Annotated in this window: 16 protein-coding genes; 5 read left to right on the forward strand and 11 right to left on the reverse strand. The window is 62.3% G+C overall.

All coding sequences use genetic code 11. The features are described 5' to 3' along the window. Window positions 1-57: 57 nt before the first annotated feature. Window positions 58-2175 carry a S9 family peptidase gene (locus GSQ88_RS32780; RefSeq protein WP_159012373.1) on the reverse strand — a complete coding sequence of 706 codons (2118 nt, stop codon included), beginning with the start codon at window positions 2173-2175 and terminating at the stop codon, window positions 58-60. Between the two features lie 256 nt (window positions 2176-2431). Between GSQ88_RS32780 and GSQ88_RS32785 the strand changes: the two genes are divergently transcribed. Both GSQ88_RS32785 and GSQ88_RS32790 read left to right on the forward strand, forming a co-directional pair. Continuing rightward, the gene (locus GSQ88_RS32785; RefSeq protein ID WP_159012375.1) at window positions 2432-3868 is read left to right on the forward strand and encodes an MBOAT family O-acyltransferase; all 1437 of its coding nucleotides are present in this window, start codon (window positions 2432-2434) and stop codon (window positions 3866-3868) included. Between the two features lie 3 nt (window positions 3869-3871). Continuing rightward, window positions 3872-4981, forward strand: coding sequence for a hypothetical protein (locus GSQ88_RS32790; RefSeq protein WP_159012377.1), 1110 nt, complete (start codon window positions 3872-3874; stop codon window positions 4979-4981). Window positions 4982-5213: 232 nt separating this feature from the next. Here the strand turns inward: GSQ88_RS32790 and GSQ88_RS32795 are convergent, their stop codons facing one another. The 8 genes from GSQ88_RS32795 to GSQ88_RS32830 all read right to left on the reverse strand — a co-directional run bounded on the left by GSQ88_RS32795 (window position 5214) and on the right by GSQ88_RS32830 (window position 15303). Beyond that, entirely contained in the window at window positions 5214-6929 is a 1716-nt protein-coding gene (locus GSQ88_RS32795) for an ABC transporter permease (protein ID WP_159012379.1), read from the reverse strand. An 87-nt stretch (window positions 6930-7016) separates the two neighbouring features. Beyond that, window positions 7017-8078, reverse strand: coding sequence for an ABC transporter substrate-binding protein (locus tag GSQ88_RS32800; RefSeq protein ID WP_159012381.1), 1062 nt, complete (start codon window positions 8076-8078; stop codon window positions 7017-7019). Window positions 8079-8214: 136 nt separating this feature from the next. Beyond that, on the reverse strand, window positions 8215-9282 hold the full coding sequence (locus GSQ88_RS32805; protein ID WP_159012383.1) for a substrate-binding domain-containing protein: 1068 nt from the start codon (window positions 9280-9282) through the stop codon (window positions 8215-8217). A gap of 48 nt (window positions 9283-9330) precedes the next feature. Further along, window positions 9331-10392, reverse strand: coding sequence for an ABC transporter ATP-binding protein (locus GSQ88_RS32810; protein WP_159012385.1), 1062 nt, complete (start codon window positions 10390-10392; stop codon window positions 9331-9333). A 338-nt stretch (window positions 10393-10730) separates the two neighbouring features. Then, on the reverse strand, window positions 10731-11915 hold the full coding sequence (locus tag GSQ88_RS32815) for a pyridoxal-phosphate-dependent aminotransferase family protein (RefSeq protein ID WP_159012387.1): 1185 nt from the start codon (window positions 11913-11915) through the stop codon (window positions 10731-10733). A 118-nt stretch (window positions 11916-12033) separates the two neighbouring features. Further along, window positions 12034-12759 (reverse strand): thermonuclease family protein, encoded by a 726-nt coding sequence (locus GSQ88_RS32820; RefSeq protein ID WP_159012389.1) that lies wholly within the window; start codon window positions 12757-12759, stop codon window positions 12034-12036. Between the two features lie 298 nt (window positions 12760-13057). Further along, on the reverse strand, window positions 13058-13531 hold the full coding sequence (locus GSQ88_RS32825; protein WP_159012391.1) for a hypothetical protein: 474 nt from the start codon (window positions 13529-13531) through the stop codon (window positions 13058-13060). Further along, entirely contained in the window at window positions 13528-15303 is a 1776-nt protein-coding gene (locus GSQ88_RS32830; protein WP_159012393.1) for a hypothetical protein, read from the reverse strand. The genes GSQ88_RS32825 and GSQ88_RS32830 overlap by 4 nt, the downstream gene beginning before the upstream one ends. 393 nt (window positions 15304-15696) lie before the next feature. On the opposite strand from GSQ88_RS32830, the gene GSQ88_RS32835 reads away from it, so the two are divergent. After that, complete coding sequence (locus GSQ88_RS32835) at window positions 15697-16560, forward strand: caspase family protein (RefSeq protein WP_159012779.1); 864 nt, start codon at window positions 15697-15699, stop codon at window positions 16558-16560. Between the two features lie 227 nt (window positions 16561-16787). Here GSQ88_RS32835 and GSQ88_RS32840 read toward each other — a convergent pair whose 3' ends face one another. Further along, on the reverse strand, window positions 16788-17687 hold the full coding sequence (locus tag GSQ88_RS32840; protein WP_159012395.1) for an efflux RND transporter periplasmic adaptor subunit: 900 nt from the start codon (window positions 17685-17687) through the stop codon (window positions 16788-16790). A 195-nt stretch (window positions 17688-17882) separates the two neighbouring features. Here GSQ88_RS32840 and GSQ88_RS32845 point away from each other — a divergent pair, with 195 nt between their 5' ends. Further along, window positions 17883-18683, forward strand: coding sequence for a thioesterase domain-containing protein (locus GSQ88_RS32845; RefSeq protein WP_210253946.1), 801 nt, complete (start codon window positions 17883-17885; stop codon window positions 18681-18683). An 86-nt stretch (window positions 18684-18769) separates the two neighbouring features. Here the strand turns inward: GSQ88_RS32845 and GSQ88_RS32850 are convergent, their stop codons facing one another. Beyond that, the gene (locus GSQ88_RS32850; RefSeq protein ID WP_159012399.1) at window positions 18770-19096 is read right to left on the reverse strand and encodes a transcriptional regulator; all 327 of its coding nucleotides are present in this window, start codon (window positions 19094-19096) and stop codon (window positions 18770-18772) included. Between the two features lie 491 nt (window positions 19097-19587). Between GSQ88_RS32850 and GSQ88_RS32855 the strand changes: the two genes are divergently transcribed. Beyond that, the gene (locus GSQ88_RS32855) at window positions 19588-20991 is read left to right on the forward strand and encodes a DNA sulfur modification protein DndB (RefSeq protein ID WP_283810728.1); all 1404 of its coding nucleotides are present in this window, start codon (window positions 19588-19590) and stop codon (window positions 20989-20991) included. The last annotated feature ends 99 nt before the right edge of the window (window positions 20992-21090 follow it).

Raw genomic sequence — 21090 nt, forward strand, 5'->3', positions numbered from 1 at the left:
GTCCCGGTTCTGCGACGCATCGCTGCGCGCTGCATCGCGCCCGGGACACGAAGCAACTCAAGCCTCACCCTTCTCCGCTAACCCCACCACCCACAACGCGAATGCGTAGGCGATCCCGACTTCGTCGAGCCGGTTGAAGCGGCCCGAGGCGCCGCCGTGGCCGGCGCCCATATTGGTGCGCAACAATACCGGGCCGCCGCCGGTCATGGTGGCGCGCAGCCGTGCGATCCATTTCGCGGGCTCCCAATAGGTCACGCGCGGATCGGTCAGGCCGCCCATCGCCAGGATCGCCGGATAGTCCTGTGCGGCGACTTGATCGTAGGGCGAATACGACAGAATGGTCGCAAAATCCTCGGCGCTTTCGATCGGGTTGCCCCATTCCGGCCATTCCGGCGGGGTCAGCGGCAGGGTGTCGTCGAGCATGGTGTTGAGCACATCGACGAACGGCACCTCGGCGACGATGCCGGCGAACAATTCGCCGGCGCGGTTGGCGACCGCGCCCATCAGCATGCCGCCGGCGCTGCCGCCATGGCCGACAATTCGCTTGCTGCTGGTGTATTTCGCCGCGATCAGCGCGCGCGCCGACGCTGCGAAATCATCAAAGCTGTTGGTCTTCTTCTTGCGCTTGCCGTCGAGATACCAGCCCCAGCCCTTGTCCGAACCGCCGCGGATATGGGCGATGGCATAGACAAAGCCGCGATCGACCAGCGACAGCCGGTTGGCGGAAAACGACGCCGGCATCGCCATGCCGTAAGAGCCGTAGCCATACAGCAACAGCGGCGCGCTGCCGTCACGCACCAGGTTCTTGGCGTGCAGGATCGAAACCGGCACCTCGGCGCCGTCGTGTGATTTCGCCATGATGCGGGTGGTGACGTAATCGGCCGGATTGTGGCCGGAAGGAATCTCCTGGCGCTTGCGCAAGACGCGCGTCCGGCTCGCCATGTCATAGTCATAGACTTCCGACGGCGTCGTCATCGACGAATAGGCGAAGCGCAGATTGGTGGTGTCGAATTCGTAGCCGCCCATGGTGTCGAGCGAATAGGCGGCTTCGTCGAATGCGATGGCGTGTTCATCGCCGGTGGTGAGATCGCGAATGATGATGGCAGGCAGCGCGTTGGCGCGCTCCAGCCGCACCATGTGTCCGGCATAAAGCTCGACATCCAGCACATAGACGCCTTCGCGGGTGCCGATGAGATCGCGCCAGTTGGCGCGCTCGGGCGACACTAACGGCGCGGTAGCCACCTTGAAGTCGATGGCGCCGTCGGCGTTGGTGAGGATGAACAGCTCGTCGCCGCAATCGTTGACCGAATATTGCACGCCTTCCTCGCGTGCCGCGACCAGCCGAGGCTGTGCATTGACCTCAGTCAGATCGATCAGCCGCTGCTCGGAAGTCTCGTGGTCGCCGCCGGCAATGACGCCAAAACGGCCGCTGGCGCTTTCATGGATGTGGGTGAACCAGCCGGAATCCTGCTCCTCATAAATCAGCGCATCGTCGGCCTGTTGTGTGCCCAGGCGATGCCGCCACACCTGCATCGGGCGGTGATTATCGTCGAGCTTGATGTAGAAAAAGTGCCGGCTGTCCGCGCTCCACACCACGCTGCCGTCGGTTTCCTCGACCAGATCGTCATGGTCCTCGCCGGTAGCCCAGTCGCGCACCCGGATCGAGAAATATTCCGAACCCTTGATATCGGCGCTCCAGGCCTCGAGCTGATGGTCGGGCGAATGCCGCGCGCCGCCGAACTTGAAATATTCCTCGTCGGCGGCGAGTTCGTCGCCGTCGAGGATGATTGTGGTCTCGCCGCCGTCGCGCGGCATCCGGCTGAACAATTCGTGCTGGCCGCCCTCGCGGAATTTGCGGAAATAGGCGTAAGCGCCGTCCGGCGAGGGCACGCTGGAATCGTCTTCCTTGATCCGGCCCCGCATCTCCGCGATCAGGGTCTTTTGCAACGGGGTGGTGTGGCCGAGCAGGCTCTCGGTATAGCCGTTCTCCGCCTCCAGATAGGAGCGGATATCGGCATCGAGGATCGAGGGCTCCCGCAGCACCTCCTGCCAATTGTCATCCTTCAGCCAGGCATAATCATCGGTCACGGTGATGCCGTGCGTGGTGAACGAATGCGGCCGGCGCGGTGCGCTGGGTGCGGGGTGCGAAGCTTTCTTGCCTGGTGCCTGTGCCACTCAAATCCTCTTTCGGTTCCTTGGACCTGATCTCTTGCCGTCATTGCCGGGCTTGACCCGGCAATCCATCTACCTGAGAAAGGTCTCTTTCTTGATGGATGCGCGGGTCAAGCCCGCGCATGACGAGAAGGATTAAGGGTCCGCTTTCCTATATCGGTTCGATATCGCGGATTGCCAGATGGGCTGACATTTGCACCGGGGTTGTTGACGGCCGACTTGTATGGTTAGGCTTTTCGGCGCCGTTGAGAAAGGCCTGATGCTCTTCAACTCCTATCCGTTCATTTTCCTGTTCCTGCCGATCACGCTGCTCGGCTATTTCGCGTTTGGCCGGCTCGGCAATCTGGCGCCGGTGATATGGCTCGCGCTGGCGTCGCTGGCATTTTATTCCTTCAGCAACTGGCAGTTTGTGGCGTTGCTGCTGGCATCCATCGCGTTCAATTACGGCATCGGCTACCTCCTGATCGAAAGATCGCTGGCGCCGGCACCGCGATTTGCCGTGCTCACGGCCGGGGTCGCCGGCGATCTCATCGTGCTCGGCATCTTCAAATATGCCGGCTTCCTCGCCGCCAATCTCGACGCGCTGTTTTTGACCGGGATCACGCTCCACGTGCTGCTGCCGGTCGGCATCTCGTTCTACACCTTCACCCAGATCGCGTTTCTGGTCGACGCCTACCGCGGCAACGTCGCACGCTACGCGTTGCCGCATTATGCGCTGTTCGTGACGTATTTTCCGCATTTGATCGCGGGCCCGATCCTGCACCACAAGGACATGATCCCGCAATTCGAGCGTGCCGAGACCAAACGGCCCGACGCGCATCTGATCCTGTGCGGCCTGATGATCTTCGCCATCGGTCTGTTCAAGAAGACCGGTTTGGCCGACGGCATCCAGCCCTTGGTCGCGACCGCCTTTGGGTCCGGCAATCCGTCGTTCGACCAGGCCTGGATCGGCGCGCTGGCCTACGCCTTCCAGCTTTACTTCGATTTCTCCGGCTATTGCGATATGGCGATCGGAATTTCGCTGATGTTCGGCATCTTCCTGCCGCTGAACTTCAACTCGCCCTACAAGGCAACCTCCATCGTCGATTTCTGGCGGCGCTGGCACATGACGCTGTCGCAATTCCTGCGCGACTATCTCTACATTCCGCTCGGCGGCAACCGGCGTGGCCGGGTGCTGCGTTACGTCAACCTGATGATCACGATGCTGCTCGGCGGCCTCTGGCATGGCGCGGCCTGGACGTTTGTCGTTTGGGGCGCGCTGCACGGATTCTATCTCTGCGTCAATCACGCCTGGAGCAACTATGGTCCATCGGCGCCGCCGCGCCTCGCGCCGCTGGCGAAATTCGCCTCCGTCGTTCTGACCTTCCTGGCCGTCGTCGTAGCCTGGGTGTTCTTCCGCGCCGACAGCATCGCGCAGGCGCAGTTCATCCTGTCGAGGATGGTCGATCCCGGCCATGTCAGCTTCGGTCGCGGCGAAATCGCCGATTTCGGTTTCCTCGTGGTGTATGCCGCGCTGGCATGGTTGGCGCCGAACACGCAGGAGATCATGGGCTACGACCACGGGAATCGGCGGGTCGGCGATGCCATCGGCGTCTGGCGGATGCGGCCCGTCCTGATCTACGCGACCGCGGCGGTGCTGGCTTTCGGGATTCTTGGAATCTCGCAGCACAGCGAATTCATTTATTTTCGGTTCTAGATCATGAACGCCTCCTCCAGAAATCTGCTGCGGTTTCTCGGCGCGACCGTCGCGGTCATGCTGCTGGCGGTCGCGCTGAATTTCATCGTCGATCCCCTGCAACTGTTCCGGCCGGCGCGCTTTACGCCGCCGATGTATTCGAACGATAGCCGCATGCAGGACGCAGGGCTCGTGCGTAGCCAGCCATTCGATACGGTGTTGATGGGAACCTCGCTGGCGATTCATTTCAGGCAGAGCGATATCGACCGCGTGCTCGGCGGCCATTCCCTGAAACTGTCGATGACCGGTTCGAATTCCCACGAGCAGAGCTTTGTGCTCGCCGCGGCGCTCGATCGCCACCCCAAGCGCGTGATCTGGGAAATCGATGACTGGATCTTCCGCGATGCGCCGGAAGTCGATGCCGACATCTATCTTCCGGCCGATCTATACCGGCGGAATGTCAAAGGCGTGGCGCAGTATCTGTTCAGCGGCGCCATGGCGCGCGAATCGCTGTGGATGCTGGCGCGGTCGTTTCCGCCCTTGCGGCAAACGGTGGCGCGGCTGACCACCGGCGTGCTGTTCAAATTTCCGCTTGCCAATGTCGATGACATTAATGTGCTGGCGCCGACGTTTGACGTGGCGGGTTTCTATAACGCCAAGCGGGCGATGGCGGAATTCGTCGATATTACGTCCCCGGCGCGGCGGTCGTCGCTGTCGGAAAGCTACGATTACGGCGCCATGGTGCGCAATTTCGAGCGTGATGCGATCGGCCTGATCGAGACAAATCCCGGCGTCACATTCGATATCTACTTCCCGCCTTATTCGATCCTGCAATTCGTCGCGATGCGGGATGCTTCGCCGGCGACGCTGAAGATCGTCTACGACTTCACCGCCTATATCAGCCGGCGGCTGGCGCAGTTTCCGAACGCTATTTTGCATGATTTTCGCGAGGCGCAGGACATCACCCACGATCTCGGCAATTACGGCGACGTCGTCCACCATTCGCCGGCGGTCGACCTGAAAGTCCTGGCGATGCTGGCGAACGGACAATACACCGTCGACCGCGCCGCCCCGACCGCGTCGCTGGAGCGGCTCAAGGCGCAGGTCGAGGCGTATAGGGTTGAACGGCCGTAACCGTTATCCTGAGGTGCGAGCTCTTGCGAGCCTCGAAGGATGGCCGCAAGCACAACGCTGAACACCATCCTTCGAGGCGCGCAAGAAAGAGCGCGCACCTCAGGATGACGATCGAGCCTGTAGAGCCTGTAGGGTGGGCAAAGGCGCTCTTTGCGCCGTGCCCACCATCGAGATTGTTGTTGGCGGTGGTGGGCACGCTTCGCTTTGCCCACCCTACGATTGATCTATCCCGCTACCGCGCCCTTGTGCTGTTCCCCGCGCCGAACATCGGGATCTGGTTGACGGCCAGCACCACCGCGAAGGTGATGATCAGCATTGAAATGCCGAGAACCGCGATCGCGGCGAGGTCGCCGCTTTCGTTGAGGTCGTAGATCAGGACCGAGATCACCTTGGTCTGTGAGGTGAACAGGACGATCGCGGCCGACAATTCACGCATCACGCCGATGAAGATGAAGCACCAGGTCGCGATCACGCCGGTGCGCAGCAAGGGGGCGGTGATTTGCAGCAGGGATCGCAGCCGCGTGGCGCCGAGAATGCGGCTGGCGTCCTCCAGTTCGGGATGGATGGTGGCAAACGCCGCCTGCAATTGCTGATAGGCCGACGGCAGGTTGATGGTCAGGAACGCGATCAGCAGGATCCACAGCGTGCCGTAGAGCACAAAGGGCGGCCGCGTGTAACTGAGGAACAGCCCGACGCCGAGCACGATGCCGGGAACCGCGACCGGCGCGGTGGCGAGGAAGCCGAGCACGCGCCAGCCCGGGATCACCTTGCGCGTCGTGACATAGGCGATCACCAGCGCCAGGATGGTGCCGATGGTCGCGGTCGCGGTGCCGAGGATCACGGTGTTCTTGATCGCGAGCTGGGTCGAGGACAGCTCGGTAAACACGAAGACGATGTTGTGCAGCGTGAAGATCGAGGGCGTCACCAGGGTCGTCGCATTGGGCGAGAACGCGGCGTTGAGCAAGGCGAGATAGGGCAGGAACACCGGATTGAGCAGCACCGCGAGACAAAACAACAGCGCCGGCCAGCGCCATTTTTTCATTTCGACCCGGCGCGGCGCGCCATATTTGCCGCCGACCACCGAATAGCCGCGTCGCCCCAAGATGAATTTCTGCGCCTGCAGCAGCACGATGGTCAGCAGCAGCAGCGGCACCGCGGCAGCGGCCGCCAGTTCGGGTTTCGGCGGATACTGGAACAGGCTCCAGATTTTCGTGGTCATGGTGTGGAAGCCGGCCGGCAGCGCCAGGATCGCCGGCGAGCCGAACAGCGTCATCGCTTGCAGGAACGCGATCATGGCGCCGGCGACGAGGGCCGGCAGCGCCAGCGGGATCGTGATCCGCCGTGCGGTGGTCCAGGCTTTGCCGCCGAGAATGGCGGAGGCGTCCTCGAGTTCGCCGGGCATGGTGTCGAGCGCGTTGGCGACCAACACGAACACGAACGGAAACGTGTAGCAGGAAATCACGAAAATGATTCCGGTCAGCGAATAGATGTTGAACAGATGATCGTCGGATTCAGCGCCCGTAAGAGTTCGAAACAGCTGGTTGAGCAATCCGCTGTTGGGCGCGGCGAGCAATTCCCAGGCGATGGCGCCGAGAAACGGCGGCGTCACGAACGAAGCGGTGACCAGCGCGCGGATGAACTGCCGCCCCGGCATATCGGTGCGCGACACCAGCCATCCCATCGGCGCTGCGATCAGGCAGCAGATCGTAGCGGAACAGGTCGCGATGATCGCGGTGGTCAGCAGCGGATCGAGGAAGTCAGGGTCGGTAAACAGCGTGACGAAGTTTTGCAGCGTGAGGTGATTGGTCTTGTCGGTGACGGCGTAGACCGCGAGCCAGGACATCGGCAGCACGATCAGCACCAGCAGGAATGCCGCGAACAGCCACAGCACCGGCTTGGTCCAGTCGATTTTTACCTTGGTGGGTTCGATGGGGGCGGTGATGGTCATATGCCTTCAATCCAAAACGAATTCGTCATTCCGGGCTCGCGCAAGAGCGCGCCCCGGAATGACGAGGTGAGTGTAGCCGACGCACATTCACACCCGAAACAACTTCGCATAGCGTGTCTTGATCTCATCGGCCATCGCCTCGACGCCGGCGGCGTCTTCCTTCATCAGCTTGAGGTCGGAAAGCTTGCGCCGTCCGGGCTTCGGGGTGACCTCGGAATGCGCGGAATATTGCGCGGTGAAGTCGGTGAAGAATTGTTGCGTCTCCCGCGTGTGCAGCCATGCCTGGAACAGCCGCGCCGCGTTGGGATGCGGCGCGCTGGCGAACACCGCGGTCGGCGCCGAGACCGTCGGGGCGCCTTCGACTGGATAGACCGGCTCGACCGGCTGGCCGGCTTCCTTCAGCAACACCACGTTATATTCGTTGCCGTCGGCCATCACCGCGCGCTCGCCGAGCGCGAGCTTTTTCGGCGGATCGGTCGAGGACTGCACCTGCATCACGCGCTGCTTCGACAGATTCTCGAAGTAATCCCAGCCCAATTCGCGCACCAGTTGGAAGGTCGCGGTCATGATGGTGCCGCTATAGGCCGGATGGCCTTTGACCATCTTGCCCGCCCATTTGGGGTCGAGCAGATCCTTGAAGCCCTTCGGCGCGTCCTCGGGCTTCACCAGGTTTGTATTGTAGGCGATCGAGGACAGATAGATCCGCGAGGTCGCGGACATGCCGTCGGGATCGCGATAATCGGCGAGAAAATACCGCGCCATGTCTTCGGACACGAACGGCGCCAGCCAGCCGTTGCGTTTCCAGGTAATGATGTGGGAGGCGTCGGTCGTGTTGATGACATCGGCGGCGCGAATGTTGCTGGCGAATTCCTGGGCGAGGCGCTGGAACAGCCGCTCGGAGCCGGAGCGTTCGATCTGCACTTCGATGCCTGGATATTTCGCCTCGAAGGCCTTGCCGAGCTTTTCGCCGACCGGAAGGTCCATCGACGAATACAGGATCATCTTGGCTTCTTTGGTCGCGGCCTCGATCAAGGATGGCGTGATCGAAACGGGCTCCGGGCTCGCGGCCTTGACCGAAGCCGCGAACGCCGTGACGCCGAGGGCGGCGGCGCCCTTGATCGCATCGCGCCTGGTTATGACTTTTCGCATCGCGCTGGCTTTCTTTTCGTCATTGCGAGCCAACGGGTCCGGCCTCTGGCCGGCCCGATGACAGGCTCCGCGAAGCAATCCATAGCAACAAGAAAGACTGGATTGCTTCGTCGCTTCGCTCCTCGCAATGACGGCGTTAAACGTGAAACAGTTTCTGATACCGCGCCTTGATCGCCTCGCTCTGCTGCTCGGCGCTTGCGGCGTCTTCCTTCATCAGCTTGATGTCGGCGAGCGGCTTGCGGCCAGGCTTTTCCTTGACCTGCGCATGCAGCGAACGCAGGCCGCCGACCTCGATGATGATCGCCTGCGCTTCCGGCGTGAAACAATAATTCTGGAACAGTTTTGCCGCGTTCGGATTCGGCGCCGCCTTGAAGATGCCGTTGGGGCCGATGATGAACGGCGTGCCCTCGCTCGGATAGACCACTTCGACCGGCTGGCCGGATTCTTTCAGCAGGAAGACATTGTATTCGGTGCCGTCGGCCATCACGGCGCGCTCGCCGAGCGCGAGCTTCTTCGGCGGATCGGTCGCCGACTGCACCTGCATGATGTTCTGCTTGGCCAGGTTCTCGTAGAAATCCCAGCCGATGTCGCGGACCATCTCGAATGTCGCGGTCAGGATGGTTCCGCTATAGCCCGGATGCGCCTTGACGATCTTGCTCTTCCATTTCGGATCGAGCAAATCCTTGAAGCTCGAGGGTGCCTCTTCCGCCTTGACCTGTTTGGTGTTGTAGGCGATTGGGCTCAAGGTGGCGCGGAAGCCGGCATAGGTGCCGTCGGCATCGCGGTGCTCGGGCTTGTAGTATTTGGCGACATCCTCGGGCACGTAAGGCAGCAGCAGGCCCTGGGCTTTCCACGTCAGCAGATGCGAGGCGTCCGACGAATTGACCACGTCGACGGCATGGACGTTGCTGGCATATTCCTGGCCGATGCGCTGGAACACCCGCTCGGCGCCGGTGCGCTCGACCCGCACGTCGATGCCGTCGAATTTCGCCTTGAAGGCGCCCGCGATCTTTTCGGCGACCGAAAGATCGACCGCGGTGTACCAGACCACCTTGCCTTCTTTTTTCGCGGCCTCGATCAGTTGCGGCGTGATGGTCTCGGCCGGCGGCGCTTCGGCGCGGGCTGACGCGGCGAACACCGCGCCAAGCGCCAGCGCGGTCGAGCCCTTCAGGACGTCGCGCCTCGATGGTGTTCTATTTTTCATCGCGTGCTCCCGTCGTTTTCTTGCCGTCGTGTTCTTGTTCGGCATTTGCTATCGTTCGAGCGCGCGGCAGCGTTCGGGCGGCAGCGTCAGCCAGAGCTCAGTGCCCTTCGCAACCGGATTCTCGGTCGCCGTGACGATGCGCAACACCGTGCCGTCAGAGGTTTCGACCATGTAGTCTCGGTTGGCGCCGAGAAATACCTGGCGGGTCACGGTGGCCTTGACCACGTTCTGGGACGCTGATGGCGCCTGCGTCGATAATTGGATGTCATGCTGGCGGATCGCAACCACGGCACTTTGCCCGGCGGTCAGCTTGGCGCCGACCACGCGCAAGGTCGCGCCGGCGAACGAAAAATGGCTGTCGTCGAGCGCGGTGCCCTTGATGACATTGCTGGCACCGATGAAGCGGGCGACGAATTCCGATTGCGGCCGATCGTAGATGTCTTCGGGCGTGCCGAGCTGATCGATCCTGCCGCCATTCATCACCGCGATCAGGTCGGCGGTGGTCATCGCCTCGGATTGATCATGGGTGACGTACACGGTGGTGTAGCGATATTCATCGTGCAGCCGGCGGATCTCGAAGCGCATTTCCTCGCGCAAATTGGCGTCGAGGTTGGACAGGGGTTCGTCGAGCAACAGCGTTTCCGGCTCGACCACCAACGCACGCGCCAGCGCCACGCGCTGTTGCTGGCCGCCGGACAATTCGCCGGGATAACGCTGCGCCAGGATTTCGAGTTTTGTGGTTTCCAGGATCGCCTTGAGCTTTTTGGCGATGGTGTCGCGATCCATTTTCCGCAAGCGCAGCCCGTAGACGATGTTTTCGGCGACCGTCATATGCGGCCACAGCGCGTAGCTCTGGAAGATCATCGACATCTTGCGCTGCTCGGGCGGCAAGGTTCGCGCGATCGAGGACACCAGCCGATCGCCGACATGGATTTCGCCGTCGGAGGGTTCCAGGAAGCCCGCGAGCAGCCGCAAGGTCGTGGTCTTGCCGCAACCCGAGGGGCCTAGCAGGCAGACCAGTTGCCCGTGGTCGATACGCAAGGAGACATGATCGACCACCGCCAGCGATCCAAATCGCTTGGTCAGGCCGCGCAATTCAACGGACGCCAAATCGCATCACTCCCCGTGCTTTTCTGCGCGTGTTCCGGTCGCAAAACCGGTGCCCGGTTTTGCGGAATACGCGCATGCGCCGTTGTCGGCCTCTTATTTATCGCAAGATCAATATAAGCACGAATGGAGGGGTATCGGAAAGGCCTGTATCGTAGCTAGTGAGGTGTTTCCGAAGCTGGATACTTCCACCGCCCTCATCCTGAGGAGCATCGCGCAGCGATGCGTCTCGAAGGATGGCAGCAACGCACAGACTCGCGGCCATCCTTCGAGACGGCGCTAACGCGCCTCCTCAGGATGAGGTCCGGAAAGCTGAACCGATCAGTTTTGCGGATAGATCACTAAGCGTTGACACTTTCGGCGAGCCAATCGATCGCGGCCCCGGTGCCGCCTTTGCCGTGCGGGATATCGAGCGCGTTGAGGCCCATTTCGATCACGCCCAGCGTACCGAGGATCATCGGCGCGTTGACGTGCCCCATATGGGCGATCCGGAAGCCCTTGCCGATCAATTCGCCGATTCCGGTGCCGAGCACCACGCCGCATTTTTCCTTGGCATAGCGATGCAGCGCAACGGGATCGTGACCGTTCATGGCCACCGTCGTGACCGTGTTGGCGCGCTCGCCGGCTTCGGTGATATTGAGGCTCAGCACCTGGCCTTCGGACCAGGTTGCGACCGCGCGTCGCACCGCCTCGGCCAGCAGGCGATGGCGCTGAAAGGCGTTTTCGAGCCCTTCCTCGAACAGCATGTTGATCGCCTGACGCAGCGCGAACAACAGATGCACCGGCGCGGTGCCGGCATATTTGCGGTAATGTTCAGGCCCATCGCGCTCGGTCCAGTCCCAATAGGGCGTGCGCATGTTGGCGTGTCTGTGCACCTCGCGGGCACGGTCGCTGGCGGCAACGAAGCCGAGGCCGGGCGGCGTCATCAGGCCTTTCTGCGAGCCGGACATCGCGACGTCGATGCCCCAGCCATCCATCTCGAACGGCATGCAGCCGAGCGAGGCCACGGTGTCGACCATGTACAGCGCCGGATGGCCGGCGGCCCGGATCGCCTTGCCGATCGCTTCGATATCGTTGAAGACGCCCGACGCCGTGTCGACCTGCACCGCGAGCACCGCCTTGATGCTGTGGTTCTTGTCCTGCCGCAAGCGCTCTTCGACCTCGGCCGGGCGGATCGCACGGCGAAAGTCGCCCTTGAGCACCTCGACCTCGGCGCCCATCGCGGCCGCCGCATTGCCCCAGTTGATCGCGAACCGGCCGCTTTCCAGCACCAGCACCTTGTCGCCGCGCGACAGCACGTTGCTCAAAGTGGCTTCCCAGGCGCCATGGCCGTTGGCGATGTAGATGTAGGAGTGGCCCTTGGTGGCGAATAATGTCGAGAGATCGCCGAGCAGGCCATCGGTCAGTTCCACCATCTCCCTCGAATAGATATCGAGCGCCGGGCGATGCATCGCCCGCAGCACGTCGTCGGGCATATTGGTGGGCCCGGGGATCGCCAGGAATTCCCGGCCGGCGCGAACCGTCATTGTTGGCTTTCCTTGTTCTTGCGACAGCCGAAGCTGTCGTGGCCGGAATCAATACAAATCGTGAATTTTGAGGGTTTTACGCGGGCCTGCGGAGGATGAAAAGTGTCGTCATCCGGCTTTATCGCTTGGTTGCGCGGCAGCCCGCGGCCTCGGCGTCCTCGACCGAACAGAACCAGCGCGTGCCCTTGGCGACCTGCATCTTGATCTGGGCGTACCAGCGGCTCGCGGGCGTGTGATAGATGCATTCGCCGGCGCCGTTGACGTTACCCTTGATGGTGCATTCGGGCGAGGGCGCGACCGGCCCCGAGGCCGATGCCAAGAGGATGGCGTGGGCATTGGCCGGCGGCTTGGCCGCGCCCAGGATCGCCGTCTTCTTGTTGCGGACGCGCCAGTCCCAGGGGGCGATGAAGGCGCCCTGCCACATCCCGGCCTTGGCTTCGCGCGCGGCCTTTTCGTCGGCCTCGTAATCATGGGTGAGCCTGACATAGGCCAGCGCCCAGCCGCTTGCCACCAGCCATTTCTGGATGTCCTCGCCGTCGACCTCGCACTTGGCCACGTTGCGGCCGCGCCGGTCGGTGCGCTCGACATGGCAGGTCCAGCTCTTCTTGTCGGCGTGATGAATGAGTTCGTCGCGCGCCGCGATCCCGCAGGTCCAGCGCTCGCCGGCGTTGTTGAGGCAGAGCTGGTCGACCGATGGCGCGTCGATCCCGCGCAGGCGAATGCGCGCGCTGCCGATCACGATCTGGTCGCCATCGTGGATCTTCGGGACGCCCGTGATGTCGGCGGCGTCCGCCATCGCCGGCAGCAAAACAAGCGCAATCGCGGGCAGCAATTTCGTCAGCATGCAAAGGGCCTATGCAAGGGGCAATACGGCATTATAGCGTTTTCGAGCCAACGGGTCGCGCAAATGCGCGCCCGATGACAGGCTCCGTGGGCACCGGTTCGCATAGCAATCTGCGCAGATTGCGTAGACTTATCTGCGGTAGAAAACGCGTCAAAACGAAAACCTAGAGCCCGGGTCTGATCCAATCAGAACCGATCAGGCTCTAGCCGTTATTTCGGGTCGGAATTGTGGTGCGGATTCGGCTCCGGCGCCAGCGCCCGGCACGGGCTTGCCGTCAATTTAACGCGATAAGCCACGCTCAGGGGCCGCATTGCGGCACGTCGGCGACCGCGACCTCGGTTCGGCACATCGCCGTATAATGCCGCCCGTTCTTGCTCGGGTCGGTGTTGTCGCTGCTGGAGAACACCATTCCCACGCCTTTCAAGTGGGTGTAACGGCCGTTACCCTTGCGAATAACATCCACGAGCGTGCTATGGGCCGGCCCCAGTGGCTTGCCGTCCTCGTACAGCACGACGGGAGAACGCTGCTCGGCTTCGTTGTCCTCCTCGAGCGCTCCGAACACGTCGACGTGGGCGTGGAATGCGATCCCGCCATGCCCATACGGGGTGATCGGCCCCAACGGCCACGCCAGGGCGGCAAGGCGCGGCGGCGGCAAGCGATGGGTCGGCGGCACATAGGAATGCTGCAGCCCAAGCGCGATCGGCAGATAGGCCGCGTAAATCAGCGCGGCGGCACCGAGAATGTGGAGGGTCGGCGTCGCGGTAATCTTCATGGCGCGGATCCGAAAGCGGAGCCTGCTAGCGTCAACGCGCGGCGGGCGAGCACCAGCCCCATCAGCACGAAGGCCGAGGTGACCTCGGGACCGCCGACCAGGATGCGGATCGGGGTTTTCATCTTGTTCCATTCATAGGCCTTGAACGGGCCGCGCCGGCCGCCTTCGCCGAGATGGTCGATGATGCAATGCAGCGCCGGCGTGAAGCTGGTGGGGGCGGCACCGAGATGGCCGAGCGCCATCAGCGCCAATGCTGCGTCGAACACGTTCATCTCGGCGGAGATCAACTCGTTCTCGACATAGAACAAGACCTTGCCGCGGATCAACTCGAACGCGCCGCCGGGGTCGATCGCGTGGCGCGCGGCCTGCGGCAACGCCATGAACGCCGCGTAGCAGCGGCCGAAATAGGCGCAGTACAATTCCGGCAGATAATAGATATGCGAGCGCGGGTTGGCAAACGCGCCGGATTGCGCCAGCCGCCGTTGAAAGCCGATGATGTTGTGCACGATCTTAAGCCGCTGCGGGGTCTCGATCACCTTCCAGCGCGCCAAGTTGCGGAACGAGACTTCGAGGATGTCGAGATTGAGCGTCGGATCGAGGTCGTTGCCGAACGGACGTTCGCCGGCCAGGTTGTCGATCCAGGTGACGACGCCGCCTTCGTAATCGATGTTGTCGTTGATCGGCACCGTCACCCGCGGCTCGTTGCTGCCGGCCGAAACCTGATAGCCTGCGTAGAAGTCGAGCAGCGGCTGGTCGAGGATCGGGTCGGTCGAGCCGGCCTGGGTCGCGGCCGAGAACGAACAGGCGGTAGTGTCGCAATCCGGCACATAGATGCCGAAGCCCAGATCCTGCTTGATCTGCGAGAAGAACCTGGAAAACCGCGGATGCGGCAGCGGCGCCAGCGCGGTGATGACCGCGAATTTGGCGGCGTGGTTCGCGCTTGCGTCCAAACCTCCTTGCGCGCGGACCTCCTCCTTGCTGGTAACGAGGCAGAACTCCACCATGTCGGCGATCGCGCGCCGCGAGGCGCTCGCCTGGTCGGGGCTGGCCAGGCCGCTGTCGACAAAACTCAACAGCGCTTCGGTGAAGAAGGCGTCGTAATAGGCCGAGCGATGTTTGATTTGCATCGGCTGCCGCATCGGCTCGGCGATGCCGCGCCAGGACGGGTTGATCAGGGGCGCCACCTTCGAGCGCGCGATGAAGACCCGCGCCAGATTGAACAGCAAGGTCGAGTTCTGGTAGCCGCGCGCATTCAGCCCGGTCAGCGCCATCTCCAGTTCGCGGCCACCGAAATCAGGGTCGCCGATCAGGTTGAAGGCGGCATAGGTCGGGATGAAGCCGTTGGAGCGGAACGAGCGCAACAGATGCGCGCCGCAATGGCGGATCGCGGCTTCGATCTCGGCCACGCCGGGCGCGCGGTCGGGGGCTGCGACCGGCGGCGGCTTCGGATGGCTGGGCGCGATGCTGTCGAGCAGTGCTGCCACCGGCTGGCCGATCGCGCTCCAGTCCGGCTGCGCGTCGTCGCGCGCCTGCCTGAGCGCCTGCTGCAACTGGCGAAAGCGGCTCTCGTCGCGCAATTCGGGCAGTCCGGCCCGGCGCAGCAGCGGGCGCAGGGCAGGGTTGCCCAGCGCGGTCCGGTAGAATTTCCCGAGATGGCGGTCGCCGCCGTCGTAGTTCAAAAGCAGGGGATCGCAGACATCGTACAGCGACGGGCCGTCCTTGCGGGCCGTCAGCGCCCGGCAAGCGGCGCCTGCGATCTCATGAAAATTCATGGAAGTTCTCTCAGCGCGGCCGCCACGGGCTTTGCGGCAACCTGCAAGTCCCTCAAAAACCTATACGAATAGCAGCGAAATACAAATGTGATGTTGGTCACATACGGATCCCACAAATTGAGGGAATTTATTAACCGGATCCCGGTCCTATGCCGGCCGAACGCGCCGGGCGCGGGCGGTGCGGCAAGACTCTGTTTCCTAGGGTTATTTTGGAACTTTCAAGAGCCCGGCCGGACTTGCCGGGCCGGGTGGGGTGGGTTAAAGGAGCCTTTGCTGCAGCGCCGCAAATTGAACGTATTTCGGCGGCAATGGGATCGGTAATCCCTCAAACCTAGACGGCTTTTGGCGCGACCAATGTTGCGCGCCTATCGCCACGACCAGGAATGAAACGTGATGCATGTACCTCAGTTCCGTATCTCGCGCCGTTCTCTCACCATCGCGACCACGCTTGCCGGCGTGCTGTCGGTGGTGATCGGCGCCCATGCGGCGCTGAACATGCGGGCGCTCGATGCCGCCAAGGCGATCGCGACCGCGCAGGACGATGCCGCCACGCCGCACACCTCGCGGATCGCGCTCGTGATCGGCAACGGCCGTTATCCCGACGCCAGCGCGCCGCTGGCCCAGCCGATCAACGACGCCCGCGCGCTGACCGCCTCGCTGCGCCGCGACGGCTTTGAGGTCGACGTGGTCGAGGACGCCAGCAAGGACGACATGAACCGCGCGGTGGCCCGGCTGAAATCCCGCATCCGCCCGGATTCCGTGGTGATGCTGTTTTTCGGCGGCTATGGCGTGCAGGCCGGCCGCGAGAGCTACATGATGCCGGTGGACGCGGCGATCTGGAAAGAGGCCGACGTGCGCCGCGACGGCGTCAGCGTCGAAGCCGTGCTCGACGTGATGAAGGAGCGCGGCGCCCGCGCCAAGCTGGTGGTGATCGACGCCTCCCGCCGCAACCCCTATGAGCGCCGCTTCCGCGCCTTCTCCCACGGCCTGGCGCCGATCAACGCGCCTGATAACGCGCTGATATTGTCCTCGGCGACGCCGGGCCAGGTGGCCGACGATTCGCCCGGCGCCAACAGCGTGCTGATGGCCGAGCTGTTGAACAACCTCAACGGCCAGACTGGCCAGGGTATCGAGTCCTCCTTCAACAAGACCCGCGTCGCGATCTCGCGCTCCTCCGAAGGCGTCCAGGTGCCCTCGGTGTCGTCCTCCCTGATGGAAGACGTCCGCTTCAGCGCAACCGAAAACGCCGGCGGGTAAGGCGAAGCTTCAACACGAAGCCTCTCAACGCGTCGTCCCTGCGAACGCACCACCATAACGACCGTCATCCGGAGGAGCGCGCCCTTGCGCGCGTCTCGAAGGATGGTGTTCAGCTCTGTGCTTGCGGCCATCCTTCGAGGCCCGCCAAAGATGGCGGGCACCTCAGGATGACGTCGGTGATTGCTTCACGGGCTCCTCCGCAGGAACGACCGCGCCGCCGCCGCCCCTCACTTCCCCTCCGCGCTCGCCGTCACCGGCCGCACCGGATCGCCTTCGCGCAGCAAAGACCCGGCGCGCGCCACCACCATGTCGCCCTCGGCGACGCCGTCGCGGATTTCGACCTGGCCGCCATACATCAGGCCGACCTCGACCCGCTTGGTCTCGACCCGGTCGCGGCGCACCACCTGCACCACGGTGCCGGCGGTCTCGTAGAGCACCGCGGTCAGCGGCACCGCGACGTTGCAGCTCTGGCTGGTCTTGATCAGCGCCCGGCCGGACGAATTCACCAGCAGGCGCTGGGTCGACGTCACCTGCAGCGTGACCTGGCCGAGCTGGCTGTCGGGCTGCACGGTCGGCGCCACGCGGGCGACCTTGCCGTCGACCTCGGGCGCGCCGACCACCTTGATCCGCGCGGTCTGGTTGACCTTCAGCTTGCCGAGGTCGCGGGTCGGTACCATGCCGATCAGGTCGAACTCGCTGCGGGTGATGATCGTGAACAGGGCTTCGCCGCGGCCCGACGCGATCGCGCCGATCGCGGCCGAGGACTGCGAGATCAGCCCCGCCACCGGCGCCTGCACCACCACCGTGCCGCCCTCGGGCAGGATCAGCCGCGCCAGCGTCTGGCCCGCGGTGACGGTGTCGCCGGCATCGGCCAGGATTTCCGTGACCTTGAGCCCCTGCCGCTCCGGCCGCACGGACGTTTCGTCCCGCGCCCGGACAATGCCGGAAACCTCGACAATCGCCGGAAAGCACGCCTTCGCCGCCTTCAGCACCGTGACCGAAGCGCCCTTCGGCGCGTCGGCCTCGTCCGCGGCGCGGGAAGGCTGCGCGGCGAGGCAACACAGCGCCGCGGCGGTGGCGAGCGCCGGCAGGTGTCGTGAGAGGCCGCGTGCGGGGAGATTGGTCATTGAGGTTGCGTTCCCGTGTTCGGGGAAATGGATACCAGAACGGGGGCGGAGGGGGGAAGCCGGAATGGGAGCGGGGTGAGGCGTTAGTGAGGTAGATCACGAGCGCAGGCAAAGCGTAACGAAGTCGAAAAAAACGCTCGCGCAGAGATCGCAACGATCGCTTGTCGAACGTCTGTGACAAATCCGCGACATCCCTTGGGAAACGATCCTTCAAGGAGCGTCTCGCAAACGGTTAGAGATTGCCGGTCCCTGCGCACGATGCTCCATTCGGACAAATTCACGCGCGTTTCCTTCCTCGATTTTTGCCGGGACTTTTTGATCATGCGCAAATTGGTTTTTTCCGTCGCGGTATTGGCAACCGCTGCGGTGATCAGCGTTGGCGGTTGCTTCAGCGCGGTCGGCGAGCCCGCCGCGGCGTCCGGAAACAAGATCGCCGCGGTCCACGAACCGTCCGCCGCACCGCGCGCGTCCGTGACACACGTCTATCTGCTGCGCGGCTTCCTGAATGTGTTTTCCCTGGGCATGGATAGCCTTGCCGTGGAACTCCGCAGCGTCGGCATTTCCGCTACCGTGGACAGCTACGCCAGCTGGCACGAGGTCGCGCACGCGATCGCCGCGAACTACAAAGCGGGCCAGCGCGGGCCCATCGTGCTGGTCGGTCATTCCTTTGGCGCCGACTCCGTGATGGACATGGGCACGGACCTCGGCCGGGAGGGCGTGCCCGTGGCCTTGATCGTCGCGTTTGACGGAACCTATACCCATGCGGCGAGCGCAAACGTGGCCCGGGTCCTCAACCTCTACAAGGGCGCGGACGCGATGGTCACGCGCGGTCCGGGCTTCCATGGCGAACTCACGAATTACCATGTCGACGATGCCAACGTCACTCACACCAACATCGACAAGGTGCCGAGATTGCATGCGATGGTGATCAGCAAGATCAAAGGCGTTCGCGGCTCCGGCGCAGCGGCGTCGACCCTGCCGAAAACATCGGGGTAAGCCTTCACCGCACCCCGGGGCCGCTCACACATCGCTCGAAAACGCTCCGGCAGCGTCGATTTGCTTTCGCCGCCCGTCTCAGTCGCTCAGGCCGCATCAGCGACGACGCGGACTTCGAGATGCACACCGGTCTCGGCCTGCAACACGCCGATCACGCCGAACAGGTTCTCGGCCGTAGGATTGCCGGTGGGCCCGAACATCCGCATCAGGCTCTTCTCCGGCTTGCCAAGTGCCGTGCTTAATTTTTCAAATCCAATCGTCGCATTGATGTAGTCACGCATGCCGGCACGGCCGGCGTCGATCTCGCCCTGCAGCAGAGTCTGCACGGCCTCCTGGAACAGCGCCTTGCGAAAGGCCGGATCGCGCGTAGCGCGCGCCTGCACCGTTCGGCGAAAATCCCTGGTCAGTGGCATCGTCAACCCTTCTTGCCTTCGACCTTGCGTCGCTTGTAATCGCGCCAACGCCGCAGCGCTGCCTCGATGTCATTGTGCTGCCGTCACCCAACAGAATCACCAGCACCCTGCCGTCCCAACCGAAATAGATCCGGTAGCCGGGCCCCCGATCAATCCTGAGTTCGGCGGCCCCTTCGCCGATCGGTTGACCTTAGTTGTCATGCCCGACCCGATCGCTGCAAATTGCAATAGTCGAGCGCGGCATTCGGCAGGTAGCGTCCGACAAGCCAAGTACCGCGCAAGTCATCGAATCCTCGTCAGAAAATTACATCCAGGATTAAAATATTTTTATCCTGGATGTTTTAATTGACATCCAGGTATTTTGTTGTTCTAACCGTTCCATCGATTCTGTACCCGGAGCGAAGAGCATGGATGGCGCTAACGCCGAGCGGACTCGGACCCTAGCGGATCGCAAGCGGGGTCGGGGCAATGAGTACCTGACAATCATGGCTATGGACGGGGTCAATCTCGGCCGAAAGACACTCACTACGCGGATGTCGATCAAGAAATTCATCGATTGGTCTCTCGTGGCGAACAAGGACATTCGCGAGTCAGAAGAATACGGCGACGAGTTTATCGCTCAGCGAAGCCTGAACGGCGAACACGCAAAGGGACTCGCGAAGTATGTCCTGGGGGGACTCGTTCGGTCCGTCATCGCCGACATGAGTGGCAAGCCCATTCCCGACGACGTCATAAAAATAAAAAACGACCTTGCAGCCGGTCCTTATGCCGGGCTCCAGCCTCTCGTGTGCAATTTGCGTCACGTGAGTGAAGAGGATTTGCATATCGACGATAAGGATCTCCCGCCGGACGTGCTTCGTTTGAGTTTGGGTTCGACGCAGAAGCTCTGGGTCGTGGACGGTCAACACCGCCGCTACGCTTTCGACCGGGTAATCTCGTATCTCGATCAGATACTGAAGAATGGCAAATACCCAGGCGGGAAGGCTCTGTACACACCGGCTTCCACCGGGAGGGACGGCCAACTTTCGACGGATGAAATGCAATTCTGGGATTCGGTCAAAAGCATTGCGCTGAACCAGTGCAGCGTGAGCATCGAAATCCACATTGGATTGAACGAATCTGAAGAACAGCAACTCTTCTCCGATCTAAATTCGCGCAGCAAACCTTTGCAAAGTTCGCTCGTGCAGAATTACGATCAATCCGATGCTATTGCTGCAGTTAGCCGAGACAAAGAGATCATTGAATTTAACATCGCCGACGAAAGCGACGCCAAGCACTGGAACAGCAACGGTCTCCCGTTGAAAGACATCATCATGGTCAATCGGCTATTGGTGCACGGCTCCAATGCAAAAGAAGCGACGCCTCAGTCGCAGGTCGATGCCAAGATCGATTTCATTAAGCGCTTTTGGGATGTTGTGCAGCGAATCGACGGCTTCAAAGAAGAGGCGCAACGGACCAAGACAGTCGCAGGTCAGCCGGTGGTACTTAAGGCGCTCGCGAAGCTTGCATACGATCATGCGTACGGCGTTCCTAAGCTGGTCGATCCGAACGGTCTGCGAACTTTGTACGAAGCGATCCTCACGAAGAAGCTCACCTTTAGCCATTCGGACAAGCTCTGGCAGGCCCTGTTTGTGAATGACGACGAGCGAGCAAACGCTTTTGGAGAGAACCCAATAGGCGAGAACATCAATAACTATGTCCACCTGACGGCTCAGACCAAACCAGGGGAGTTCGACGCGTTGAACAATTGGGTGCGTTACGGAACAGCACACAATGATATTTATCCGCGCCTCGGCGATCTCATTCGCTGGAAGCTTGGACTCAAAAACCGCGGAGCTGCCGAGAAGTCGCGGGAGAAAGAGCGGCAAGAATTTGAAGCGGCGAGGGCCGCTTAACATCGGCTGACATCCAGTCGCCCATTTGGGTGCCGGTTCGCCCGTCAGAATTTGCTGGTTCGTCTGGGAGTTTGGCAACCTGGGACGCGGCCGGCTAAA

The sequence above is a fragment of the Bradyrhizobium sp. S69 genome (assembly GCF_009766005.1).
GTDB lineage: Bacteria > Pseudomonadota > Alphaproteobacteria > Rhizobiales > Xanthobacteraceae > Bradyrhizobium.